A 23,839-nucleotide genomic window follows, 5' to 3' on the forward strand; every position below is an offset into this window, starting at 1 on the left:
TGTCACAACGACTTTTTTGCGTGAACAGACTTTTTATTAATGTAACAAAAAAGAAAAATAAAAAGATAGACAATTGAGAAATTGAGCACTACAATGAGTCCTTGTATAAAGAGTAATATTAAAATAATTTATACAATTAACTTTATTTAGGAGCAGGAAGATGTGGCCTTTATTGAAGCGGTTTTTAATTGGTAAACCGTTAAAAACTTTGGATGAAGATGCCCGGCACCTTAGCCGGACAAAGGCGTTGGCTTTGTTATCATCAGATGCTTTGTCATCTGTTGCGTATGGAACAGAGCAAATTATCACAGTGTTAATGGTTGCAGGAGGTGCTGCCACTTTATGGTTACAGTTACCAATTGTTGGTTTGGTTTTAATTTTGTTGGCGGCAATTACGTTGTCGTATCGGCAAATTATTCACGAGTATCCTGCTGGTGGTGGTGCGTACCTTGTTACTTCCACAAATTGGGGTCGCAATGCTGGTTTAGTTGCAGGTGGATCCTTACTAGTTGACTATATGTTGACGGTTGCAGTATCTGTTGCTTCTGGAACAGAAGCTATCATTTCTGCCATACCGGCATTACATCCTTATAATGTTGCCATCGGCATTGTTATTATTTTAGCGTTAACAGGTCTTAATTTACGTGGTATACGTGAATCGGCAGGCGTTTTGATGGTGCCAGTTTATTTATTTATTTTGATAATGGTTATTATGATTGTTTGGGGATTTGTTAATATTTTGACAGGAAATGTCCAATATCAACCAACAACAAATAGTCATCTTGCAACTGGTAGTGTTTCATTGTTGTTGTTCTTAAAAGCTTTTTCTAGTGGATCATCGTCATTGACGGGTGTGGAGGCAATTTCAAATGCAGTGCCTAATTTTAAAGAACCTAAAGCAAAAAATGCAGCAACAACATTGTTAATAATGGCATTAATCTTAATGTTCTTACTAGTTGGTGTAACTGGGTTATCATTTGCTTATGGTATCAAACCTGCAGCTAACTTAACGGTATTGGCACAAATTGGTCAGCAAGTATTTGGTCATGGTATTTTGTTCTATGTCCTACAAATTGCAACCGCAGCAATTTTAGCCGTTGCAGCTAATACAGGATTTTCTGCATTCCCACAATTGGCTTTTAACTTAGCAAAAGATAAGTTTATGCCGCATAGCTATATGGATAAAGGTGACCGTTTGGGATTTTCTAAAGGTATTATCTCATTAGCGTTTGGCGCCATTGTATTGTTAGCTATTTTCCAAGGATCAACGGCAGCCTTGATTCCGTTATATGCGGTATGTGTGTTTGTACCGTTTACCTTATCGCAATCGGGGATGATTATTCATTGGTGGCGTGAACGTGGTAGCTTTTGGTATGGTAAGGCGATTATTAATTTAGTAGGTGCCTTATTATCAGCACTTTTGGTGGTTATCTTGTTTGTACTGCATTTTTCATCTGTATGGCCATATTTGATTATTATGCCAATCGTGTTACGTATGTTCTGGGTTATTAATCGTCATTATCGTTTAGTTGCTAAACAATTGAAAATATTGTCACAAGAACCAATCCGGCGGAGTCGTTATGATGGTGCTACGGTCATTGTACTTGTTTCTAATTTGACACGTGCTACTGCAGATGCCGTTGACTATGCGAAGTCAATTGGTGATAAGGTATTAGCAATGCACGTTTCGTTTGATTCAAATCCACAAAAAGAGCATCGTTTAGGTGTCGAATTTAAACGTGAATTCCCAGATGTTCGATATGTCGATATTCATTCTTCATATCGTTCTATCACGAAGCCGGCAGTGCGCTTTGTTGATGAAATTGCTAAGGCAACGACAGCTCGTAATCATTCTTTGACAATTTTAATTCCGCAGTTTGTGCCACATCATGGATGGCAAAATGCATTACACAATCAAAATAGTAATAAAATTAGAGTTGCATTGGCATCGCGTGATGTGACCGTTTCAACCTATTACTTCCATTTGAAAGAGTAGTATAGAGTAAATAGGTGTTAATAAAAAAATTATAAAATAAAGGCGTTTGCTGCTGATATAGCAGTAGACGCTTTTTTATTGTTCTGAAAAGATTTGAAATTAGTTAGCCTTTATAGTCATTAGTGTGTTTTTTATTTTTAACGGTTGTGGTAACCTAAATTAGACAATAATAAAGAAAGGCGTCAAAGAATGGAATATATGATTGACGATGTTCGTGAAGAATTAAAGAGTCTTCGTGATCAAGTCTATGATGGCAAATTATTAAATTCATTAGGTAGTCAAGTTGGTCGGTTGATTGATCAATTTGATTATGACGAGCCAACGAAGGTTATACAATTGCCTGATGAACAAGCGCAAGATATTAAACAGCGTATTTTAGAATGGCAACAAACGATGTACGCTGGTCAGTCTGTTAAAGTTAGCAATCAAGATGTTTTGGATTTGTTAAGCAGTTTGCGTCAAACTGATCCGACGTTACGTGATAAAGGCGCTTTCTTTTTTATTAGTGATGGTCTGCAAAATGGTGTTTTTGATACAAACCAATTATTTTTGATGGTGCGATGCTTATTACAAGATAATGTTTTATTTAGCCATATTGATGAATTAGACAATGATGGTGTATTTTACCGTTCGTTTGCAGTATTTGTACTGTCTATGTTACGGTACGCCAATCGTAAGGGTTCTAAGAAGTTTATCAGTGATGAAGTTAATCAAGATTTATTGCTTAACTTTGCGACATACATGGCGTTAGAACGTGATACACGTGGCTTTGTTGGTGATAAAGGATGGGCACATGCTTTCATGCACATTGGTAATTTAATGTCAGAATTTACGCATGATAATAATGTGCAGCGTGCTGATAAAATATTTTTGTTAACCATTTTGATTGAAAAATTAAAGCGCTTAGACACACCGCTGATTATGGGTGAAAATCGCCGTATAATTGGGGTCATTACGGATTTAGTTAATAAGAATGAATTATATGCAAAATACTTTTTACAACAATTAAAACAATGGCGGCAAGAGATGACACGTCAAATACAACCGGAGTCGGAAGGTGCTTGGCATCGTTTGTATAATCAGCAAAGATTTTTACAAGGATTAATGATGCGTGAAAACCTACCAAAGGAAATTTTGGATTATTTAAATGAGTCACGGAACTTTTTACTATAAAAGTCCCATAAATAGGAATTGTATGTTATACTTAGGTTTCTAGATAAAATCAGTTTGACAGTCAAGGGGAGAACCAATATGTCAGAAAAATTAAATATCGCAATGTTGTTTGGTGGAAACTCATCTGAGCACGACGTTTCAAAACGATCAGCACATAACATCTATGATGCTATGGACAAAGAGAAGTATGACGTTACTGTATTTTTGATTTCAAAAGACGGTATCATGATTAACTCAAAGGATTCATGGCGTGTCTTTGAAGGGGAAGATGAGGATACAATCGTTGCAGCAGCTAAGGAAAAGATGGATATGTCTAATCCGTTAGCACCAGTTGCGGCTTTGGGTGAAATGAGCAAGATTGATTTCTTCTACCCAGTTGTTCACGGTAATTTGGGTGAAGATGGTACTTTGCAAGCTTTGTTCCGTTTGTTAAAGAAGCCTTACTTGGGACCTGGTATCGCAGCATCAGCTATGTCATTTGATAAAGATTTGACGAAGCGTATTCTAAATCAAGCTGGTGTACGTAATACGGATTATGTTTTGGTAACTGATCAAAATTACAAGGACTACACTTTTGATGAATTAACAACTAAGCTAAATTCAGATGTTTTGTTTGTTAAGGCTGCTAGTCAAGGATCATCAGTTGGTGTTTCACGTGTTACAAATGCTGATGAATATGTAGCTGCATTGAAGGATTCATTCCAATATGATTATAAGATCTTAGTCGAAGGTGGTTTGGATAAGCCACGTGAGGTCTTTATTTCAATCTTAGGTAATGAAAATCCACGGGCCTCACGTTTGGGTGGAATTATTTTGCCAGAAGATGATGTCTGGTATGATTACAATAATAAATTCGTTGACGCATCAGGTATGGTCTTTGAATTACCTGCAAAAATTGATGATGCATTAGCTGAAGAAATTACCGATATGGCTTTGCGTGCTTACAAGGCATTGGGACTTGTTGGATTAACGCGTATGGACTTCATGATTGATAATAATGGTGTTCCTTATTTGGGTGAGCCAAATACCTTGCCTGGATTTACTAATATTTCATTGTACCCACAAATGTGGGAAGTTTCGGGAATTAGTTATACAAAATTGATTGATGAATTAATTCAATATGGTATGGCAGAATTTGACCGTCAAAACAAACTATCATATGATTTCGTATCACTTGGCGAAGAACATGTTGGTGAAAAGCAATACAATGCTGAAGTAGCAAAATAATAAAGTGAAATAAACCACGTCTCTATTGGAGATGTGGTTTATTTATTGTTATAAAGGTAAATTGTAAGCGCATAAGCTGAGAGGAGAGTTCTTTATAAAATAACAAATTTAGCGTATACTTTAGGATAAGATTAACAGTGGAAAAGGATAGAAAATGACGAACTCATTTACCCCAACGTGGATGATTGACGCAATTTATTGCGTGACCCCCGAACAATTGCAACAGCACAACATTAAGGCTGTTTTAACAGATTTAGATAATACTTTGGTAGCCTGGAATAATCCAGATGGTACTCGTGAATTACATGATTGGTTACTACAAATGAAACAAGCACAGATCCCCGTGTTGATTGTTTCAAATAATTCAGCAACCCGTATTGCACGAGTTGCAAACCCACTACAACTAGACTTTGTATCACGAGCTTTAAAGCCCATGACACGTGGACTAAAAGAGGCAGCAAAAACCTTACAACTTGACCCTAGTCAAATTGTAATGGTTGGTGATCAATTATTAACTGACGTATGGGCGGCGAATAACGCCGGTATGCGTAGTATTTTGGTGAAACCTTTAATTGAAACGGATCAATGGAATACCAAGATTAATCGTTTCTTTGAAAAAGGTGTTAAAAAGGATATGTTAAAAAACAATCCACAATTACAATGGAGGAAGCAACTTGATTAGTGAAGAGACAGTACGTCAATATATTGATGAAGGATTACGTTGTATTGGCTGTGGTGCTTTAATTCAAACTGAAAATAAAAATGAGATTGGTTATACGCCGATGTCAGCACTTTTAAAAAGTTTTGAAAATGATGAGGTCTTTTGTCAACGGTGCTTCCGTTTACGCCACTATAATGAAATTCAACCAGTTAACTTGACTGATGATGATTTTCGTCATTTGCTAGAGCAGATTGCGGATACAGATTCATTGGTTGTTTATGTTATGGATGTATTTGATTTTTCAGGGTCATTGATTCCTGGTTTACACCGATTCGTTGGTAATAATGATGTACTATTGGTTGGTAATAAGGTGGATGTGTTACCACGTTCATTAAAGCGCAGCAAGATTAAAGATTGGATGCGTCAACAAGCTAATATTGCAGGACTACGACCAGTAGATGTTGCACTAACTTCAGGTAAAAATGGTGAAGATATTGAAAAGATGCTTGATTTAATTGCAAAGTATCGTAAGAACCGTTCTGTCTATGTTGTAGGTGTAACAAACGTTGGTAAGTCAACCTTAATCAATCAAATTATTAAGGCTGTAACTGGTGACCGTAAGGATGTTATCACGACGTCACGTTTCCCAGGTACAACATTGGATCGTATTGAAATTCCTTTGGATGATAACAGTAACATTATTGATACTCCCGGTATCATTCATCAAGACCAAATGGCGCATTATTTAAGTGCCAAGGACTTGAAATATGTTTCACCACAAAAAGAAATTAAGCCTAAGACGTTCCAGTTGAATGAAGGTCAAACTTTATTTATGGGTGCTTTAGCGCGCTTTGATTATATTCAAGGTCCACGTACAGGAATCACAGCATACTTTGAAAATAATTTGTTGATTCATCGTACAAAATTAGCAAATGCTGATGCTTTTTATGAGAAGCATGCGGGTGATTTATTAGCACCACCAGCAGCAGAAAACTTGGACATGTTGCCACCATTGCAACGTTATGAGTTTAAAACAACAGAAAAAACGGATATTGTGATTGATGGGTTGGGATGGTTAACTGTGCCAGCAAATACTATCGTCGCAGGCTGGGCACCAAAGGGTGTTTCAGTATTAACAAGAAGGGCAATGATTTAAACTATGATATCACTACGAGGAAAACAAAAACGCTATTTACGAGCATCAGCACACGATATGCGACCATTATTTAGTGTTGGTAAGCAAGGATTAACACAAAATTGGTTAGATCAATTAAATGATGCAATCAATAAGCGTGAGTTGTTTAAGGTTAATATTTTAGCTAATTCAGATGTTGATACAGATGAATTAAAAGCATTTATTGAGGAAAATTCAGATATTCAAGTTGTACAAACAATTGGACATACTTTAGTATTATTTGGCGAGTCTGATGAAAAAGAAAATCGTCATTATTCAGTAACAGTACAAAAGATTTAAAGAATAAGCAATGGGAGATGGCTTATGGTAGCAACATTTCAACAATTTGTTACGCAGCTTCAGTTAGAACCGGAAACTGCTGAAAAAAAGCAAAAAATAGGAATTATTGGTGGTACATTTAATCCACCGCATATTGGTCATCTCATCATCGCTGAACAAGTTGCCGATAAATTAGGCCTTGATAAGGTATTTTTTATGCCTAACGCAAAACCACCACATGTTGATGTCAAAGAGGCGATTGACCCAATTGATCGTGCCCGGATGGTTCAGGCAGCGATTATGGGTAACAGTCGGTTTGATGTTGAGCTACTAGAGGTTCAACGTGGTGGTAAAAGTTATACTTATAACACGATGTTGCAGTTGAAACTTGAACACCCTAACTATGAATATTATTTTATAATTGGTGGGGATGAAGTTGCCTACCTAAAGACATGGTATCGGATTAATGACTTACTAAATTTGGTTAAATTTGTTGGCGTTAATCGACCTGGTCAACCAAAGGCATCAGCATATCCAGTAATTTGGGTTGATGTACCTGATTTGATGATTAGTTCGACTGATATTCGTAAACGAATCAGTCACCATCAAAGTGTTCGATACCTAGTCCCCGATTTGGTGGCAGCATATATTGTAGAAAACGGGTTATATTTAAATGAAAAATAAACTAATTTATACAGAAAATATTTTTGATGGTTCTCGTGAAGATTTAATTAATAAAGTCTCACAGGCTCTATCACAAAAACGCTTTGAGCACGTTTTACGTGTTGAAGACATGGCGTTGCAATTAGCCGATAAATGGCATGTTGATGCAGAATTGGCATCGATCGCAGCTTTAACACACGATTATGCTAAAGAACGGTCTGATAAAGATTTTTTGCGTAAAATTGAAGAAAAACAATTAGATTCCGATTTGATTAATTGGGGTAATAATATTTGGCATGGTGTTGTAGGTGCTGAAATGGTAAAGGATGAATTGGGAATCATGCATGAAGATATTTTAAATGCTATTCGTCAACATACCACAGGTGCTACGACAATGACCAAACTTAGTCAGATATTATATATGGCTGATTATATTGAAGCTGGACGTGATTTCCCTGGGGTAGAAGAAGTGCGAGCTTTGGCTTTTGAAGATTTAGCAGCTAGTGTGGGTTGGCAAACGGCTCATACACTGTCATTCTTATTATCTAAAGAAGTTCGTGTCTATCCAGGAACACTATTAACTTATAATACATGGAGTGTTGATAAATAATGACTAATGTTAATGATATGTTGGAAGTAGCAGTAAAGGCTGCCGATGGTAAGCGAGCTGAAGATTTAGTAGCTTTAGATATTCATGAAATGAGTATTATTACAGATAGCTACTTAATTTTGAGTGCACCAACTGAACGTCAAGTTGTGGCGATTACTGATGAAATTATTGATAAGATGGCTGAGGCAGGCTTCCAACTAGTTCGCCAAGAAGGACGTAGTGAAGGACAATGGGTTTTGTTGGACTTTGGTGATTTGATTGTACACGTATTTAAAACAGAAACACGTGACTTTTATCGTCTTGAGAAGAACTGGCAAGCTGCACCAGAAATAGCAATTGATCAATGGACTATTAAGGAAGATTTCTAATGAATTATCAAACATTTGCAAAGCTATATGATGATTTATTTGATGAGGAAGCTTATCAAGATTGGTTATCTTATGCACAAAAAAATATAACCGATAAAGACGGTAAATTATTGGAACTAGCAGGTGGCGCTGGACGTTTGGCCATTTTACTTAAGCAAAATGGTTTTAAAGACGTGACAGTTTTTGATTTATCTCCAGAAATGTTAACACTTGCTGCACAACATGCCGAAGAGGCTAATCTTGAATTACCTTTAATTGAAGGTGATATGCGTGAATGGTCTGATTTAAAGCAAAAATATGCAACAATCACATCATTTGCAGATTCGTTTAACTATTTAGCAAATACTAGAGAAATGTTGGATGCTTTTAAACAAGTCGCTAAACATTTAGAAACGAATGGTCAATTCTTATTTGATGTTATTTCACCATGGCAAACAGATGTTTATTATCCAGGTTATATGTTTAATTGGCACGATGATGAGACGGCATTTATGTGGTCATCATATGGTGTTGAAGGTATGACGCATACTGTTGAACATGAGTTAACTTTCTTTGTTTACAATGAAGAAATCGATGGTTATCAACAATTGCAAGAAATCCATACTGAGCGTACTTATGATTTAGAGACCTATACGCGTTTGTTACAAAAAGCAGGGTTTAAAGATATTAAGGTATCAGCTGATTTTGGTCGTAGTGAAGTAACGCCAGAAACTGATCGCTGGTTCTTTAGTGCAACTAAAGCTTAAGAGGGAAGATAGCTATGAGAGCAGTTGGGATTGTCGCTGAGTATAATCCATTTCATAATGGACATGCTTATCAAATTGCACAAGCAAAAAAAATTACTAATGCTGATGCAGCAGTTGTTGTGATGTCAGGAAACTTTGTGCAACGTGGTTTACCAGCTGTTTTTGATAAGTGGCAACGAACTCGATTAGCATTAGTCGGTGGCGCCGATTTAGTATATGAATTACCATTTGCGTTTGCTGTTCAACCTGCTCATTTATTTGCACGTGGTGCTGTTGAATTATTGGTTTCAGCTGGTGTGACGAATATTGCTTTTGGTGCAGAACATGCGCAACTTGATTTTTTAGCGTTAGCCAGAACGGCACGGCAAACATTAAATCGAAATGAAGCATTTAAAAATGATTATACACAGACATATGCAACCGTTTTTAACGATGTTTTAGCTGATGTAACTGGAAAAAGATTATCAACACCAAATGATTTATTAGGCTTTGCATATGCAATGGCCGTATTAGATTTAGGCTATGATGACAAAGTGCGGCTATTTCCTATCCAACGTAAAGGGGCTAGTTATCATCAAACGGGTATTACAGATACACATATTGCGAGTGCAACGGCATTACGTGTATTAATGGAAAAAAAGGCTACATTAAGTGAATTTGCAAACTACGTGTCAGAACCGGCTGCACAATTGTTAACGGCGGGTGATCAAACTAAAAGTTGGGATGAAGCCTGGTATCCGTTTTTGCAGTATAAAGTATTAACGACACCAGTATCACAGTTAGAACAAATCTATCAATTAAATGATGGTTTAGCTTATCGTTTGAATGAGCAGATTACACGGTATACGCGTGTTGATTATGAAACCTTTATGACGATGTTTAAAAGTAAACGGTATACATGGGCTCGTTTACAACGGACAAATTTATATACGCTACTAAATGTTAGACATGATGAGATGATGCAAGCGTTACAGCATCCTTATTTACGGGTATTGGGTGCAACTAGACAAGGCAGACTTTTCATTAAACAAACTCGTGATCAGGTAGAATTACCTGTTATTAATCGGGTAACACATGATATGGTAACAGATATCTTAAAGTTAGATTATCGTGCAGGAAAGTTATATGAATTGATGGCAAAGCAACCAATGCAACAAGCGATGGATACGGGACGGATACCAGTATTTTATGAATAAGGAAGGATTAGATATGAAGTGGCAATTTTCAGAATTACAGACTTATAAAGATGAACCATTACAATTTAGTGAAACGGTAACTCTTGACGATAAGTTATTGAGCCAATTTAGTGATGTTATTAAAGAAATCACACCAATCAAAGTTGTAGGATTTGCACAGGCTGATGATGATGATATCTTAGTTCATGCACATGTAACTGGCGAGTTAGTAACACCTTCAACAAGATCATTACAACCAGTTACGTTGCCAATTGATTTGGATATTGATGAAATATATATCAAGGATAAGCAACATGAAGAACGTTATAGTGATGAACAATCTGTGATTTTGATTGAGGATGGCACAATTAATTTTGATGAAGCTTTGTTAGAGTACATTGTTTTGTCAGTTCCTTTACAAGTGTTAACTGACGATGAGGCAACAAATGATACGATGCCTGCTGGAAAAGATTGGTCTGTTATTTCTGAGGAAACATACGAAAATCTAAAACAGGAAAATGAGCAACAAAACACACCATTAGCAGGACTAGCTGATTTATTTAAAGACTAGAGTAGTTGAGTTGGCCATGATTTGTTGGTAAGTATATTGATAGAAACAAGACCAGAGCAAATCACGTTCTGGTCTTGTTTATTAAAGAAAGGAATATTGAAATGGCTAAACCCAAAACGACGCCGATGATGGCACAATACAATGAAATTAAAGCGCACTACCCTGATGCATTTTTATTTTATCGTCTGGGTGATTTTTATGAGTTGTTTAATGATGATGCAGTTGTGGGTTCACAATTATTGGAATTAACGTTAACGCAGCGTAATAAAAATTCAGCCAACCCAATTCCAATGGCAGGTGTACCACATCATGCTGCGCAAAATTATATTGATATCCTTGTCGATAAGGGTTATAAGGTTGCGGTAGTTGAGCAAGTGGAAAACCCAGCAGAAGCTGAAGGTATGGTCAAACGTGAGGTTGTTCAGTTGGTAACGCCTGGGACACGAATGAAAACATCAGCTGATGCGGCTAAGGAAAATAATTATTTGGTTGGCTTAGCGGTAGCACCACTGGATTGTTACGGATTAGCATATACTGATTTGTCTACTGGTGAAATTAAAGCAACTAGTTTGCACGGATTAAATAGTGTTTTAAATGAGATTAGTCGTTTGGAGACTAAAGAAGTTGTTACTAGTGATGAACTACCGAATGATTTACAAGCTAGTTTAACGAACTTAGGTATTCTAGTTTCAATTGCAGAGAAACAAAGCGAATCACATGCCGAAATTACATATCTGTCTCAACAAATACATGATGAGGCACCAAAAAGTGCTGTTGATACGTTGTTGAATTATTTATTTGATACGCAAAAGCGTTCGCTAGATCATTTACAACAAGCGACAGCATATGAAGTAGCACAATACTTAAAGATGGATCGTCATTCACGCGCTAACTTGGAGTTGACTGTTAATTTACGTACGCAACAACGTTCTGGAACGTTGCTTTGGTTGTTAGATGAAACTAAAACTGCCATGGGTGGACGTATGTTAAAGCAATGGCTTGAGCAACCATTGTTAGATGCTGATATTTTAAACCAGCGCTATGATAAGATTGGTGAATTGGTTAAGGAATTTTTTGGGCGTTCAGCACTGCAAGAATCATTGCAATCTGTTTATGATTTGGAACGTTTAGCTGGTCGAATTGCCTATGGGACAGCTAATGGACGTGATTTATTACAATTGCGCCGGTCATTACAACAAGTGCCTGAAATTTTAAGTATTTTAGATGATCTTGATCCAGCTATATTTGGTGATTTAAGAACTAATTTAGATCCTGTTTCAGATATTGAAACATTAATTGGTGAGGCAATTACAGACGAGCCACCAATTTCTGTGACGGATGGTGGCGTTATTCGAACTGGTTATGATGAACAATTAGATCAGTACCGTGATATTATGACGAATGGAAAAACATGGTTAGCTGAATTGGAAGCACATGAACGTGAAGTCACCGGTATTAATTCATTAAAAATTGGTTTTAATAAGGTATTTGGCTACTATATTGAAGTTACTAAGGCTAATATTCCTAAATTAGATGCCGACCGTTATACACGTAAGCAAACTTTGGTGAATGCTGAACGTTTTATTACACCTGAGTTAAAGGAACGTGAACAAATGATTTTGGAAGCTGAGAGCAAATCAAGTGAGCTAGAGTATCAATTATTTGCAACAGTTCGACAAACGATTAAAGAAAATATTCAGCGTATTCAAACTTTAGCAGCCCATTTGGCACAACTGGATGTTTTACAAGCATTGGCAACGGTTTCTGAACGATATCATTTTGTGCGGCCAACACTAACTGATAAAGCTGTGATTGATATTCAAGATGGTCGTCATCCAGTTGTGGAAAAGGTATTGGGACATCAAGAATATGTTGCTAACAATGTTGTTATGCAACCAGAAGATACCATCTTGTTAATTACTGGACCAAATATGTCTGGTAAGTCAACATATATGCGACAGTTAGCTTTGATAGTTGTGATGGCACAAATCGGTTCATTTGTACCGGCAACGGCTGCAACATTACCAATTTTTGATCAAATCTTTACGCGAATTGGTGCTGCTGATGATTTGATTTCTGGAAATTCAACGTTCATGGTTGAAATGGCAGAAGCAAATACGGCCTTACAAAATGCTACCAAGCACTCATTAATTTTGTTTGATGAGTTAGGACGTGGGACTGCGACGTATGATGGAATGGCACTAGCACAGGCTATTATTGAGTATGTGCATGAACATACTCATGCGAAGACGCTATTTTCAACACACTATCATGAATTAACGGCCTTGGCTGATGAGCTACCTGAATTGCAAAATGTGCATGTAGGTGCTAACGAACAAAATGGCGAACTTATTTTTTCACATAAAGTTTTGCCAGGACCGGCTGATCAAAGTTATGGAATCAATGTTGCTAAGTTAGCTGGTTTGCCAGAGACTTTAATTGAGCGTGCAACGCATATTTTAAACAACTTGGAAGCACAGGATGTATCATTGAAGACAGCACCAATGACAGAAACAATTTTGGCTGATCAGCCAAAACCATTGCCATCCGATGAAGAAACAAAAGAAGAAGTAGTAAAACCAATTGCGCATAAAGCGCCTGCTGAAGATGTAAAACCAGAAGATGATGGACAATTAGATTTGTTTGCCTTACCAGAAGCACTTGATTCACAAACCCAACAGGTTGTTGAAGAAATGAAACATCTTAATGTTGCAACAATGACCCCATTAGAGGCTTTAATGAAATTGAATGAGTGGCAACAGAATATGCAATAAGAGAGGGACGTAGATGACTGAAATTCATGAATTATCAGATATTTTAGCGAACCAGATTGCAGCTGGTGAAGTAATTGAACGACCAGGCTCAGTTGTTAAAGAGCTAGTTGAAAATGCGCTAGATGCACAAGCAACACAAATTGATATTTTGGTAGAAGAAGCGGGAATTAAATCGATTCGCGTTATTGATGATGGTGTCGGTATTGATGCTGACCAAGTGAAACGTGCTTTCTTACGACATGCAACGTCAAAAATTAGTTCGCGACAGGATTTGTTTCGGGTTCATTCACTAGGATTTCGTGGTGAGGCGTTGCCATCGATTGCCTCAGTTGCGGATGTTGTCTTACAAACGGCTGTTGCTAATGCTAAAGAAGGATCAAAAATTCATTATCGTGGTGGTGAATTAATTACTGAAACTGGCACGAACGCGCGTCAGGGAACTGACATTTTAGTGACAGATTTATTTTTTAATACACCAGCACGCTTAAAATATTTAAAGTCACAAGCAACTGAATTATCACAAATTGTTGATGTAATAAATCGTTTGGCCATGAGTTATACAAACGTTGCTTTTCATTTAGTACATAATGGTAAGGAATTGCTACAAACAGTTGGTAATGGTAATTTACAGCAAGTAATGGCTAGCGTTTACGGTTTACAACAGGCAAAAAAGATGTTGGCAGTTAATGCTAGTGACAATGATTTTACGATAGATGGCTATATTTCGTTACCAGAGCTAACGCGTTCAAATCGTTCATACATTTCAATTTTAATTAATGGACGCTTTGTTAAAAACTATAATTTAAGTAAAGCAATCGTTAAAGGTTATGGTTCGAAATTAATGGTTGGCCGTTTTCCAATTGCTGTTTTGCAAATTAAAATGGATCCACTATTAGTCGATGTTAATGTACATCCCCAAAAACATGAAGTTCGTCTGTCAAAAGAAAGTCAGTTAATGACCTTGATTGAAGAAATGATTGTTAAACGCTTTACAAATCAAAATTTGATTCCTGATGCGTATGATAATTATATGCAAGGTAAAATGGGACAAACTGAACCTGAAGATGACGATGCACAATTTATGGCGCAACTACAAGAAATATCGCAGACTACTAATAAATCTGTGAGTGAAGTATCTGAGGATGATGATGCAGGTACGACGACAATTGATAAAACAACGTCTGAACCTTTGGCAATGCAAACAACGCAGTCAAGTCAGCATCAAAATACAATTCAACCAGTTGTTATTACGGATGTTGCCGATTTACAAACGAAACCCGTGCAAGATTTTGTTACGAAGTATCGCTTGGAAGATCCAGTCATGCCATTTACGGAATTAGCATCGCCAGTAGCAGCAGATGAAATTCAGTTAGATTGGCGTGATGAATCTGACATAACGACAGAGTCCGAACAACAAGGCTTTCCAGAGTTACAATATATTGGTCAAATGCATGGTACATTTTTATTTGCACAAGCAGAAGATGGTTTTTATATCGTTGACCAACATGCGGCTCAAGAAAAAATAAAATATGAATATTACCGTGAAGAAATCGGTAAGGTGGGGTTAGCAGGGCAACGTTTGTTAGTCCCAATTGTACTAACTTATCCTAAGGTAGATATTTTAAAGATTCAGGCGCATGAAGAAGAGTTAGAAAATGTTGGTTTACATTTGGAGCCTTTTGGTGATGATGCAGTAATTGTACGTGAGCACCCTGCTTGGTTTGAAAAGGGGCAGGAAGAGTCAACGATTCGTGAGATGGTCGATTGGTTACTGCGTGATGGTAGTATAACAACGAAGGCATTTCGTGAAAAAACAGCCATTATGATGTCATGTAAACGTTCAATTAAAGCAAATTGGTCATTAAATGACTATGAGGCACGGGGATTGTTAACGCAGCTATCACAAGCAGCAAATCCTTATAATTGTCCACACGGTCGGCCGGTATTGGTGTCATTTACCAATACAGATATGGAAAAAATGTTTAAACGAATCCAGGATTCACATGAATCTTGGGTTGAGTATGATAACCATCCATTTTAATAAATAAGGGGAAATAAGAGTATGCAAGCCAGAGTATTTTTTGCGACAATTACTGGTAATAATGAAGATGTAGCCGATGTTATTGTGGCTGCGTTCAAGGCAGCTAATGTCGATGTTATTAAAGAAGATATACAGTTGATTGATCCGCAGGATATTAATAAAGATGAAACCGATATTGTCGTTGTTGTACCATATACATTCGATAATGGTTCATTGCCAGATGAAGCGCTAGATTTTTATGAGGATCTAGCAGATACTGATTTAAGCGGCATGGTGTATGGTGTATCAGGGTCTGGTGATGATTTTTATGGTGATGATTTTGCAGTTGCCATTGATAAGTTTGAACAGCAATTTGAAAAGACAGGTGCAATTAAAGGGGCATCAGGTGTTAAAGTTAACTTAAGTCCTGATCAAGCTGCAACGAAAGCACTACAAGATTTTACACAATCATTGATTGAGACGGCAAAGAGTCAAGACAAATAAAAAGTTTTTAATTTTAAAGTTTTCAGGTATAATAATAGACGAATATAAAAACGTTGAAGAAAACACGTCGTTTAATAAATTATGTTTACAGAGAGTCAGCGGTGATGGAAGTTGGCAGCATGAATTAAACGGTACTATTTCGGAGTGTGCTGCGATTTAAGTGGCAACGTTTCCCGCGTTAAGGGACTTTGAGTGTAACAGATAATGTTATAAATTCGGGTGGTACCGCGTTCAAGCGCCCCGTTATCGGCTAAGTGTCGATAACGGGGCGCTTTTTGTTTTAAGGCGCGTTAACAAGCAACAAGTAAAAAAGGAGTAATAATTATGGCAGATGTACAACTAACATTACCAGATGGTGCCCAAAAGAATTACCCAATGGGTACGACACCAATGGAAGTTGCTAAAGGTATTGCAACTTCTTTGGCTAAAAAGTCTGTTTCAGGTAAATTAAACGGACATTATGTTGGTATGAATGATGCGATTAATGAAAGTGGTCAATTTGAGCTAATCACTAAGGATGATGAAGAAGGATTACGTTTGCTACGTCATTCTGTCTCACATTTGTTGGCTCAAGCATTGAACCGTTTGTATCCTGATCAAATTCATTATGGAGTTGGTCCAGCTATCGATAATGGTTTCTATTACGATACTGATAAGGTTGAAGGAAATCAAATTTCAGTTGACCAATTCCCTGAAATTGAAAAAATGATGAAGCGCATTGTTAAGGAAAACTTGCCAATCGTTTCACGTGAAATTACGCGTGATGAAGCGCTAGATATGTTTAAGGATGATCCTTATAAAATTGAATTGATTAATGATTTGCCAGATGACGAACCAATTTCAATTGCTGTTCAAGGTGAGCATATTGAATTGGATCGTGGTGGTTTAGTACCTGCAACTGGCTGGATTAAGCACTTTAAGTTGACTTCAGTTGCTGGTGCATATTGGCGTGGTAAGTCATCTAACCCAATGTTGCAACGTATTTACGGAACAGCATTTTGGAATGCAGAAGACTTGGATGCTGAGATGACACGTCGTGCAGAGGCTAAGGAACGTGACCACCGTAAGATTGGTGCTGACCAAGATCTATTCTTTACGTCACAAGAGGTTGGAGCCGGATTAGCTGTTTGGATGCCAAATGGTGCTGCAATTCGTCGTACACTAGAACGTTACATTGTTGATCGTGAAGTGCAAGACGGTTACCAACACGTTTATACACCAGTTTTGTCAAACTTAAACTTGTATAAGCAATCTGGTCACTGGGATCATTATCGTGATGATATGTTCCCACCAATGGACATGGGGGATGGCGAATTCCTAGAATTGCGTCCAATGAATTGTCCTTCACATATTATGGTCTTTAAGCACCATCAACGTTCATACCGTGATCTACCATTCCGTATTGCAGAACTAGGTATGATGCACCGTTATGAAAAGTCAGGTGCCTTAACAGGTTTGTCACGTGTGCGTGAAATGACATTAAATGACGGTCACACATTCGTTATGCTTGATCAAATTGAAGATGAGTTCAAGAAAATCTTGCAGTTGATGGTTGATGTTTATAAAGACTTTGATATTACTGATTACCGTTTCCGTTTGTCATATCGTGATCCACAAAATACTGAAAAGTACTTTGATGATGATGAAATGTGGGAAAAGGCTCAAAGCATGTTGAAGACAGCTATGGATGACATGGGCTTGGAGTACTTTGAGGCCGAAGGTGAAGCAGCCTTCTATGGTCCAAAGCTTGATGTACAAATCAAGACAGCCTTGGGTGGTGAAGAAACACTATCAACTATCCAATTGGACTTCTTGTTGCCAGAACGCTTTGACGTAAATTATGTTGGTTCTGATGGTGAACTACACCGCCCTGTTATGATTCACCGTGGTATTATTTCTACTATGGAGCGCTTTACAGCTTACCTAACTGAAATGTACAAGGGTGCTTTCCCAACATGGTTGGCACCACATCAAGTACGTATTATTCCAGTTAACCGTGAAGCCCATGGTGAATTTGCCCAAGCTTTGGCTGACCGTTTGGTTAAGCAAGGTGTTCGTGCTGAATACGATGGTCGTAACGAGAAACTTGGTTACTTAATCCGTAATGCACAATCTTTGAAGATTCCATACACATTGGTAATTGGAGACGAAGAAGTATCAAATGATACTGTTACAATTCGTCGTTTCGGTTCACGTGATACTGCAACTGAGTCAGTTGATCAATTTGAAAAGGATTTGCTGGCTGATATTGCAAACCATTCGCGTGCTTTAGATACACTAGAAAAAGCCGTTAAAGGTGAATAGTTAAATTAATGAAGAGAGCGAGACAAAAGTCGTTTTGAAGCCGGTGTGTAACGTGATTGCCGCAATTTTTGGCCGTAGCAACGCGAAGGACAAGGATTGCGGCAATTGCGTTACATTGAGGCTTCAGACTTTTGGAACGCGTTTATGTTATAAAACTTACAGGCTTATAATTAATGCATTTTGAGATAAAAGGTTGGAACAATTTTTTGTTCCAACTTTTTTTATTGCAAAAAAGAAAGGGGTGGTATATAATTGGTCTATACCAAAAACGAATAAAGGGGATACAGTCATGAAGATTATTGAAGTGCAAGATGAACAAGCAGGTGGAAAAGTAGGATTTGATATCTTTAAAGAAGCGTTGGCAAATGATGCCCAGGTATTTGGCTTAGCAACTGGGTCTACACCAATATCAATCTATAATGAATTGACTGCAAGTGATCTTGATTTTTCAGATAAGATTTCAATTAATCTTGATGAATACCAAGGATTAGCTGGAACACATGATCAAAGTTATCGTTACTTTATGGATGAGCATTTATTTAATCAAAAGCCATTTAAAGAATCATATGTTCCTAATGGTTTGGCCGAAGATATGGATGCTGAAACAACTCGTTATGATCGCTTAATTGCTGATCACCCACTTGACTTACAATTACTTGGTTTGGGTCAAAATGGACATATTGGTTTTAATGAACCGGGTACACCATTTGATATTCAAACGCATGTCGTTGATTTAACGCCTTCAACGATTGCTGCTAATGCTCGTTTTTTTGCTAGCGAGGATGATGTACCACGTCGTGCAATTTCAATGGGAATTGGTAGCATTATGAAGTCAAAGAAGATTTTGTTAGTTGCCTATGGTGAAAATAAGGCACAAGCAATTGCAGCTATGGTTGAGGGTCCTGTAACAACTGACGTACCTGCTAGTGTGCTACAAAACCATGATGACGTTACTATCATTGTTGATCGCAGTGCTGCATCTAAAATTAAAAATCGTGATCTTATTACAACGATTGCCTAAATAAATAAAAAACAACTGACAAATTTTATTGTTAGTTGTTTTTTTGTTATCGATGTTATCTAGTGTAAACTATGTTTGGTGTGCTAAACTTATATATAAAGTTAAAGAAGAGGGGATAACCCATGGACATGACAGGAAATGATTTCATTGAGATTTTAACCAATGAAACCTATAAAACAAAAACTTTTGAAGCAGCTGATCAAGCAACAATCAATTTAGATGAATTGTTTACAGATGTAGAAAAAGAAGCAGCGGCTAGTGAAGTTTTTAGTGACGCTTTGGTAATTAATGAAGAAGAACCAATTATCTTTCGTATTGAAGCAAGCTTAATTAATTTGCCATTACGCTATACAAATGCAATTCGTAAAATTGTGGTAAATGATGAAGCAAAAGAAATGTCACTTTATATGATTGTTGAACATCCATTAGTTACAAAATCACATTTACTAATTAAAAAGGCGTCTTCAGTACAGTCATTTTTAGATGATCCAACTTCCGTTGAAGAAAAAATAACATCATTTTTTAATGAACAGTTGGCACAAATTAATGCTAATAAAATTGCAGCTGCTGAAGAAGAACGAGCAGCTGCAGAGCAAGCCGCAACAACAGAAAATCAATAATTGTTGTTATAAAGGGGTGAGGTTATGAAACATAATGTTATCGCAGCACATAAGGTGATTGGGACAATTATTGGTATTATTGTTTTTATTGTCCTATTTAAATATTTGGCAATTCAAATTGGGGATACATCGGATAATGTAACATTGGCCCATGCGTGGTTATCATTAATAACGGCGATTTTTGGACCTATTTCAGGTGCTATAACTGCGTTCGTCGGTCATGCAACGAGTGATACCTTGACTAATAATGGTACTGCTTGGTGGACTTGGGTAATTGCTGATGGCCTATTTGGTTTGTTTATTGGTTTAGTAACCAAGCGTTTGGGAATCTTTATTGGTAAACTGACAACTAGAAAATTAGTTTTATTCAATGTTTGGCAACTAATTGCAAATATTGTTGTTTGGCTAATCGTTGCGCCATTAGGTGATTATTGGGTATATAACTTATCACTAGGTACGGCGTTTAAGGAAGGCTTGATATTAGTAATCGTTAACTTCTTAATGATTGCGATTGTTGGCACAATTTTGATGAAACTTTATCAGCATTTTTTTGTTGAATAGCATTTGTATTTATGCAATGCTTGATAAAAGTAAAATGCTAATTATAAAAAGCGGATGAATCGTTTAGTTAAAGCGATTTATTCGCTTTTTGTATACTAATGGACATGGTGAAGAACACTATTTTATGTTAAAATTTATGCAATAAGAATGAATAAAAGCGAGGTTAAAATGGCCAAAATTATTGATGGTAAAGCAATTGCTAAAAAATTGCGTGCAGTTGTTGCGACACAAGCTGCAGTGTTAAAAGAACAGGATGTTATACCGGGACTAGCGGTTATTTTAGTAGGTGATGATCCGGCTAGTGAGATTTATGTACGTAATAAAGAACGTGCTGCTGCTAAGGTTGGTGTGAATGCTAAGACATTTAAGTATCCCAATGATGCGACTGAAGCAGAAGTCTTAGCACAGGTTGAAGCGTTGAATCAAGATGAAACAATTGATGCGATTCTTGTTCAAAGTCCTGTACCATCACAAATTAACGAACAAAAAGTACAAGAAGCTATTTTACCAGCTAAGGATGTTGATGGTTTTCATCCGGAAAATAGTGGTCGTTTATTTGCGGGTCAAAAAGGATACTATCCAATTGCCAACACACCACGTGGTATTATGACGATGTTACGCCATGAAGAAATTGATTTAGTTGGTAAGCATGTTGTTGTGCTGGGTCGTTCAATCTTAGTTGGTCGTCCCATGTTTGCCTTATTGCAAGCAGCCAATGCTAGTGTCACACTCTTGCACCGTTACACGCCGGCTGATTTACGACGTCAATTGTTGGCGACCGCAGACGTAGTGGTGGTTGCAACGGGTGTACCTAATTTGATTATGGGTGCTGATTTAAAGCCAGGTGCAACAGTGATTGATGTGGGAATGAATCGTTTACCAGGTAATAAGTTAGTTGGTGATGTTAATTTTGAAACTGCTACCAAAGTTGCTGGTGCAATTACACCAGTACCTGGTGGAGTTGGACCAATGACAATTGCCACGTTATTAGAGACCACCGTGGAATTAGCAGCAAACCATCATCAAATAGAATTGGAGCAAGGATGGCAGAATATTTAACAGTTTCAGCATTAACAGCCTATTTAAAGCGAAAATTTGTTGCGGATCCATATTTAAAAAAAGTTTATGTGACAGGGGAAATTTCTAATTTTCGGCAACGTCCTGGACACCAATACTTCAAAATTAAGGATGATCAAGCTGTTTTATCAGTGACTATGTTTAAATCAGCATTTAGCCGATTAAAGTTTAACTTGGAACCGGGGATGAAGGTTAATATTGTCGGCCATATTGATTTGTATGCACCAAATGGGTCATATAGTTTAATCATTGAATCATTAGAACCAGATGGTGTTGGTGCACTATATCAAGCTTATGAACAATTGAAAAATAAGTTAGAAAAAGAAGGCCTATTTAATGTTCGTCAGGCACCTATTCCACGATTTCCTAAGAAAATTGCCGTCATTACATCACCTAGTGGGGCCGTTATTCAGGATATTATGACAACAGTTAAGCGTCGTTATCCGATTGCACAAATTGTTTTGTATCCGGCAGTTGTGCAAGGAAGTGGTGCAGTACCATCTTTAAGTAAACAAATTGATGCAGTTAATCAAGCAGACGATTATGATGTATTGATTATTGGTCGTGGTGGTGGTTCGATTGAAGATTTGTGGGCTTTTAATGATGAAGAGCTAGTACGCCAGTTATTAACTGTTAAAATTCCGATTATTAGTTCGGTAGGTCATGAAACAGATACGACGATTGCAGATTTTGTGGCTGATAAGCGAGCCGCAACGCCGACTGCAGCAGCAGAATTAGCAACGCCTGTGCCATTAGCTGATCTTTGGTTATCGATTCAACAAGATCAGCAAAAGTTGGTAATGATTTTGCAACGTGAAATTGCACAAAGAAAAACTTATTTGGATCGGTTACAGAAAAGTTATGTTTTAACAAATCCAGAACGTTTGTACGAAGGTTATTTACAACGCTTAGATGTTGCACAGGATAAGTTAGTTCGCGCAATGAAATTAAAAATTGAACGGCCTAATCAACAGTTACAAAATTTAGTACCACGTTTAAATCAGAGTATGAATTATGAAATGACACAAGCAAAACAACATTTTCAGCATGTAATTGCTAGTTTACAGTTGGTAAGTCCATTAGCAATCTTAAGTCGTGGTTACAGTGTGACGAGAAAGGATGCTACAGTCATTCATCAGTTAGATCAGGTAGCTGTTAAAGATGAAATTACGGTGCAATTATCTGACGGTGAGATTGTTGCCCAGGTAACAGGAAAGAAAGAGAAATAACATGGCAGATAAAACATTTGAAGAAAATCTTGCAACACTAGAAACCATTGTTAATCAATTAGAAAAAGGTGATGTCCCACTAGAAGAGGCATTAAAACAATTTGAAACAGGTGTTAAGATTAGTCAAGAATTACAAAAGACCTTGCAAGATGCAGAAACCAGTCTGGCTAAAATTGTTAATGCTGACGGCAGCATGAGTGATTTTAGTAAAGGAGAATAAGACAAATGCATTGGCGAGAATATTCAAAAATAATGGTGCCACAAATTGAGCAAACCCTTGCAACAGAATTAGCAAATAGCTCGTTTGTACCACAATTGCGAGATGCAATGACTTACGCAGTAATGGCTGGTGGTAAACGCTTGCGACCAATGTTAACTTTGGCTGTTTTGACAACGTATCAATTACCTACTGATCAGTATCTTAAACCAGCTAGTGCTTTAGAGTTAATTCATACGTACAGTTTAATTCATGACGACTTGCCCGCGATGGATGATGATGATTTACGTCGTGGCAAGCCAACTACTCATAAGGCTTTTGGTGAAGATATTGCCATTTTGGCTGGGGATGGGTTACAGCCGTTAGCGTTTGAGTGGTTAACGGATGATAATGATATTATGTCAGCGACTCAAAAAGTACAGTTAGTTACAGCTCTAGCAAAAGCTTCTGGTGCAGTAGGTATGGTGGCTGGCCAGGTACTTGATATTGCTGGTATGCATAGTGAATCTGTTACGTTAAACGAAACGCAAACAATTCATTATCATAAAACGGGGGCTTTAATTGCCTACGCTTTGCAAGCAGGCGCTATTATGGCTGGTGCTACCAAGGTGGTACAAGAGAGCTTATACGATTTCGGTATGGCATATGGATTAGCTTTCCAAATTAAAGATGATTTAGATGATTATGTTGCTGGTAAAGTTGAAGCACAAGCATATCCAACTATTTTGGGCGTAACAGCTACAAAGGATATGCTACAAAAACAAGTTAACATTGCTCAAGAATCTTTGGATAAGTTTCATGAATTAACACAATTAGATACAAAATTATTGGCCTCATTTTTAGACTATTTTACAGATAAAACGGAGTAA

The 23,839-nt window shown here is 37.3% G+C and carries 23 protein-coding genes and 1 other annotated feature; all 23 genes read left to right on the forward strand.

Going from position 1 to position 23,839, the window contains the following annotated elements:
- The first annotated feature begins 160 nt into the window (after window positions 1–160).
- Complete coding sequence (locus GA0061074_RS05370) at window positions 161–1,996, forward strand: APC family permease (protein WP_092462604.1); 1,836 nt, start codon at window positions 161–163, stop codon at window positions 1,994–1,996.
- Between the two features lie 189 nt (window positions 1,997–2,185).
- On the forward strand, window positions 2,186–3,169 hold the full coding sequence (locus GA0061074_RS05375) for a DUF2785 domain-containing protein (protein ID WP_092462606.1): 984 nt from the start codon (window positions 2,186–2,188) through the stop codon (window positions 3,167–3,169).
- A gap of 78 nt (window positions 3,170–3,247) precedes the next feature.
- Window positions 3,248–4,396: a D-alanine--D-alanine ligase family protein gene (locus tag GA0061074_RS05380; protein WP_092462608.1), complete on the forward strand. Its 1,149-nt coding sequence runs from the start codon at window positions 3,248–3,250 to the stop codon at window positions 4,394–4,396.
- Between the two features lie 154 nt (window positions 4,397–4,550).
- Window positions 4,551–5,078: a YqeG family HAD IIIA-type phosphatase gene (locus GA0061074_RS05385; RefSeq protein WP_092462610.1), complete on the forward strand. Its 528-nt coding sequence runs from the start codon at window positions 4,551–4,553 to the stop codon at window positions 5,076–5,078.
- Window positions 5,071–6,213 (forward strand): ribosome biogenesis GTPase YqeH, encoded by a 1,143-nt coding sequence (yqeH, locus tag GA0061074_RS05390; RefSeq protein WP_092462612.1) that lies wholly within the window; start codon window positions 5,071–5,073, stop codon window positions 6,211–6,213. The genes GA0061074_RS05385 and yqeH overlap by 8 nt, the downstream gene beginning before the upstream one ends.
- Window positions 6,214–6,216: 3 nt before the next feature.
- On the forward strand, window positions 6,217–6,531 hold the full coding sequence (gene yhbY / locus GA0061074_RS05395) for a ribosome assembly RNA-binding protein YhbY (RefSeq protein WP_092462614.1): 315 nt from the start codon (window positions 6,217–6,219) through the stop codon (window positions 6,529–6,531).
- A gap of 24 nt (window positions 6,532–6,555) precedes the next feature.
- Complete coding sequence (locus GA0061074_RS05400) at window positions 6,556–7,194, forward strand: nicotinate-nucleotide adenylyltransferase (protein WP_092462616.1); 639 nt, start codon at window positions 6,556–6,558, stop codon at window positions 7,192–7,194.
- Window positions 7,184–7,783, forward strand: a complete 600-nt coding sequence (gene yqeK / locus GA0061074_RS05405; protein WP_092462618.1) for a bis(5'-nucleosyl)-tetraphosphatase (symmetrical) YqeK — start codon at window positions 7,184–7,186, stop codon at window positions 7,781–7,783. The genes GA0061074_RS05400 and yqeK overlap by 11 nt, the downstream gene beginning before the upstream one ends.
- Entirely contained in the window at window positions 7,783–8,151 is a 369-nt protein-coding gene (gene rsfS / locus GA0061074_RS05410; protein WP_092462620.1) for a ribosome silencing factor, read from the forward strand. The genes yqeK and rsfS overlap by 1 nt, the downstream gene beginning before the upstream one ends.
- Window positions 8,151–8,897, forward strand: a complete 747-nt coding sequence (locus tag GA0061074_RS05415) for a class I SAM-dependent DNA methyltransferase (RefSeq protein ID WP_092462622.1) — start codon at window positions 8,151–8,153, stop codon at window positions 8,895–8,897. The genes rsfS and GA0061074_RS05415 overlap by 1 nt, the downstream gene beginning before the upstream one ends.
- Before the next feature lie 14 nt (window positions 8,898–8,911).
- The gene (locus GA0061074_RS05420; protein ID WP_092462624.1) at window positions 8,912–10,093 is read left to right on the forward strand and encodes a nucleotidyltransferase; all 1,182 of its coding nucleotides are present in this window, start codon (window positions 8,912–8,914) and stop codon (window positions 10,091–10,093) included.
- A 13-nt stretch (window positions 10,094–10,106) separates the two neighbouring features.
- Complete coding sequence (locus tag GA0061074_RS05425; protein ID WP_092462626.1) at window positions 10,107–10,643, forward strand: YceD family protein; 537 nt, start codon at window positions 10,107–10,109, stop codon at window positions 10,641–10,643.
- Window positions 10,644–10,744: 101 nt separating this feature from the next.
- Window positions 10,745–13,417, forward strand: coding sequence for a DNA mismatch repair protein MutS (gene mutS / locus GA0061074_RS05430; RefSeq protein ID WP_092462628.1), 2,673 nt, complete (start codon window positions 10,745–10,747; stop codon window positions 13,415–13,417).
- 13 nt (window positions 13,418–13,430) lie between these two features.
- A complete protein-coding gene (gene mutL / locus GA0061074_RS05435) occupies window positions 13,431–15,458 on the forward strand; it encodes a DNA mismatch repair endonuclease MutL (RefSeq protein WP_092462630.1) in 2,028 nt (675 codons plus the stop codon).
- A gap of 21 nt (window positions 15,459–15,479) precedes the next feature.
- The gene (locus GA0061074_RS05440) at window positions 15,480–15,941 is read left to right on the forward strand and encodes a flavodoxin domain-containing protein (RefSeq protein WP_092462632.1); all 462 of its coding nucleotides are present in this window, start codon (window positions 15,480–15,482) and stop codon (window positions 15,939–15,941) included.
- 44 nt (window positions 15,942–15,985) lie between these two features.
- Window positions 15,986–16,187 (forward strand) — a binding site (T-box leader).
- 78 nt (window positions 16,188–16,265) lie between these two features.
- Window positions 16,266–18,245, forward strand: coding sequence for a threonine--tRNA ligase (gene thrS, locus GA0061074_RS05445; protein ID WP_092462635.1), 1,980 nt, complete (start codon window positions 16,266–16,268; stop codon window positions 18,243–18,245).
- 289 nt (window positions 18,246–18,534) lie between these two features.
- Window positions 18,535–19,266 carry a glucosamine-6-phosphate deaminase gene (locus GA0061074_RS05450; RefSeq protein WP_092462637.1) on the forward strand — a complete coding sequence of 244 codons (732 nt, stop codon included), beginning with the start codon at window positions 18,535–18,537 and terminating at the stop codon, window positions 19,264–19,266.
- Between the two features lie 122 nt (window positions 19,267–19,388).
- Window positions 19,389–19,886, forward strand: a complete 498-nt coding sequence (locus GA0061074_RS05455; RefSeq protein WP_092462639.1) for a hypothetical protein — start codon at window positions 19,389–19,391, stop codon at window positions 19,884–19,886.
- Between the two features lie 24 nt (window positions 19,887–19,910).
- A complete protein-coding gene (locus GA0061074_RS05460; RefSeq protein ID WP_092462641.1) occupies window positions 19,911–20,447 on the forward strand; it encodes an ECF-type riboflavin transporter substrate-binding protein in 537 nt (178 codons plus the stop codon).
- A gap of 168 nt (window positions 20,448–20,615) precedes the next feature.
- Window positions 20,616–21,506 (forward strand): bifunctional 5,10-methylenetetrahydrofolate dehydrogenase/5,10-methenyltetrahydrofolate cyclohydrolase, encoded by an 891-nt coding sequence (locus GA0061074_RS05465; protein WP_092462643.1) that lies wholly within the window; start codon window positions 20,616–20,618, stop codon window positions 21,504–21,506.
- Complete coding sequence (xseA, locus tag GA0061074_RS05470; RefSeq protein ID WP_092462645.1) at window positions 21,491–22,753, forward strand: exodeoxyribonuclease VII large subunit; 1,263 nt, start codon at window positions 21,491–21,493, stop codon at window positions 22,751–22,753. Before GA0061074_RS05465 ends, xseA begins: the two co-directional genes overlap by 16 nt.
- 1 nt (window position 22,754) lies before the next feature.
- On the forward strand, window positions 22,755–22,973 hold the full coding sequence (locus tag GA0061074_RS05475) for an exodeoxyribonuclease VII small subunit (RefSeq protein ID WP_092462647.1): 219 nt from the start codon (window positions 22,755–22,757) through the stop codon (window positions 22,971–22,973).
- Between the two features lie 5 nt (window positions 22,974–22,978).
- The gene (locus tag GA0061074_RS05480; RefSeq protein WP_092462649.1) at window positions 22,979–23,839 is read left to right on the forward strand and encodes a polyprenyl synthetase family protein; all 861 of its coding nucleotides are present in this window, start codon (window positions 22,979–22,981) and stop codon (window positions 23,837–23,839) included.

The sequence above is a fragment of the Weissella bombi genome (assembly GCF_900094835.1).
Taxonomy (GTDB): Bacteria; Bacillota; Bacilli; order Lactobacillales; family Lactobacillaceae; genus Weissella; species Weissella bombi.

Coding starts and splice junctions, on each gene's coding strand:
- GA0061074_RS05480 (WP_092462649.1), top strand. CDS start 22,979: ATGCATTGGCGAGAATATTCAAAAATAATGGTGCCACAAATTGAGCAA.
- mutS (WP_092462628.1), top strand. CDS start 10,745: ATGGCTAAACCCAAAACGACGCCGATGATGGCACAATACAATGAAATT.
- xseA (WP_092462645.1), top strand. CDS start 21,491: ATGGCAGAATATTTAACAGTTTCAGCATTAACAGCCTATTTAAAGCGA.
- GA0061074_RS05420 (WP_092462624.1), top strand. CDS start 8,912: ATGAGAGCAGTTGGGATTGTCGCTGAGTATAATCCATTTCATAATGGA.
- GA0061074_RS05425 (WP_092462626.1), top strand. CDS start 10,107: ATGAAGTGGCAATTTTCAGAATTACAGACTTATAAAGATGAACCATTA.
- mutL (WP_092462630.1), top strand. CDS start 13,431: ATGACTGAAATTCATGAATTATCAGATATTTTAGCGAACCAGATTGCA.
- GA0061074_RS05465 (WP_092462643.1), top strand. CDS start 20,616: ATGGCCAAAATTATTGATGGTAAAGCAATTGCTAAAAAATTGCGTGCA.
- thrS (WP_092462635.1), top strand. CDS start 16,266: ATGGCAGATGTACAACTAACATTACCAGATGGTGCCCAAAAGAATTAC.
- GA0061074_RS05475 (WP_092462647.1), top strand. CDS start 22,755: ATGGCAGATAAAACATTTGAAGAAAATCTTGCAACACTAGAAACCATT.
- GA0061074_RS05380 (WP_092462608.1), top strand. CDS start 3,248: ATGTCAGAAAAATTAAATATCGCAATGTTGTTTGGTGGAAACTCATCT.
- GA0061074_RS05415 (WP_092462622.1), top strand. CDS start 8,151: ATGAATTATCAAACATTTGCAAAGCTATATGATGATTTATTTGATGAG.
- rsfS (WP_092462620.1), top strand. CDS start 7,783: ATGACTAATGTTAATGATATGTTGGAAGTAGCAGTAAAGGCTGCCGAT.
- GA0061074_RS05385 (WP_092462610.1), top strand. CDS start 4,551: ATGACGAACTCATTTACCCCAACGTGGATGATTGACGCAATTTATTGC.
- GA0061074_RS05400 (WP_092462616.1), top strand. CDS start 6,556: ATGGTAGCAACATTTCAACAATTTGTTACGCAGCTTCAGTTAGAACCG.
- GA0061074_RS05440 (WP_092462632.1), top strand. CDS start 15,480: ATGCAAGCCAGAGTATTTTTTGCGACAATTACTGGTAATAATGAAGAT.
- yhbY (WP_092462614.1), top strand. CDS start 6,217: ATGATATCACTACGAGGAAAACAAAAACGCTATTTACGAGCATCAGCA.
- GA0061074_RS05450 (WP_092462637.1), top strand. CDS start 18,535: ATGAAGATTATTGAAGTGCAAGATGAACAAGCAGGTGGAAAAGTAGGA.
- GA0061074_RS05455 (WP_092462639.1), top strand. CDS start 19,389: ATGGACATGACAGGAAATGATTTCATTGAGATTTTAACCAATGAAACC.
- yqeK (WP_092462618.1), top strand. CDS start 7,184: ATGAAAAATAAACTAATTTATACAGAAAATATTTTTGATGGTTCTCGT.
- GA0061074_RS05370 (WP_092462604.1), top strand. CDS start 161: ATGTGGCCTTTATTGAAGCGGTTTTTAATTGGTAAACCGTTAAAAACT.
- GA0061074_RS05460 (WP_092462641.1), top strand. CDS start 19,911: ATGAAACATAATGTTATCGCAGCACATAAGGTGATTGGGACAATTATT.
- GA0061074_RS05375 (WP_092462606.1), top strand. CDS start 2,186: ATGGAATATATGATTGACGATGTTCGTGAAGAATTAAAGAGTCTTCGT.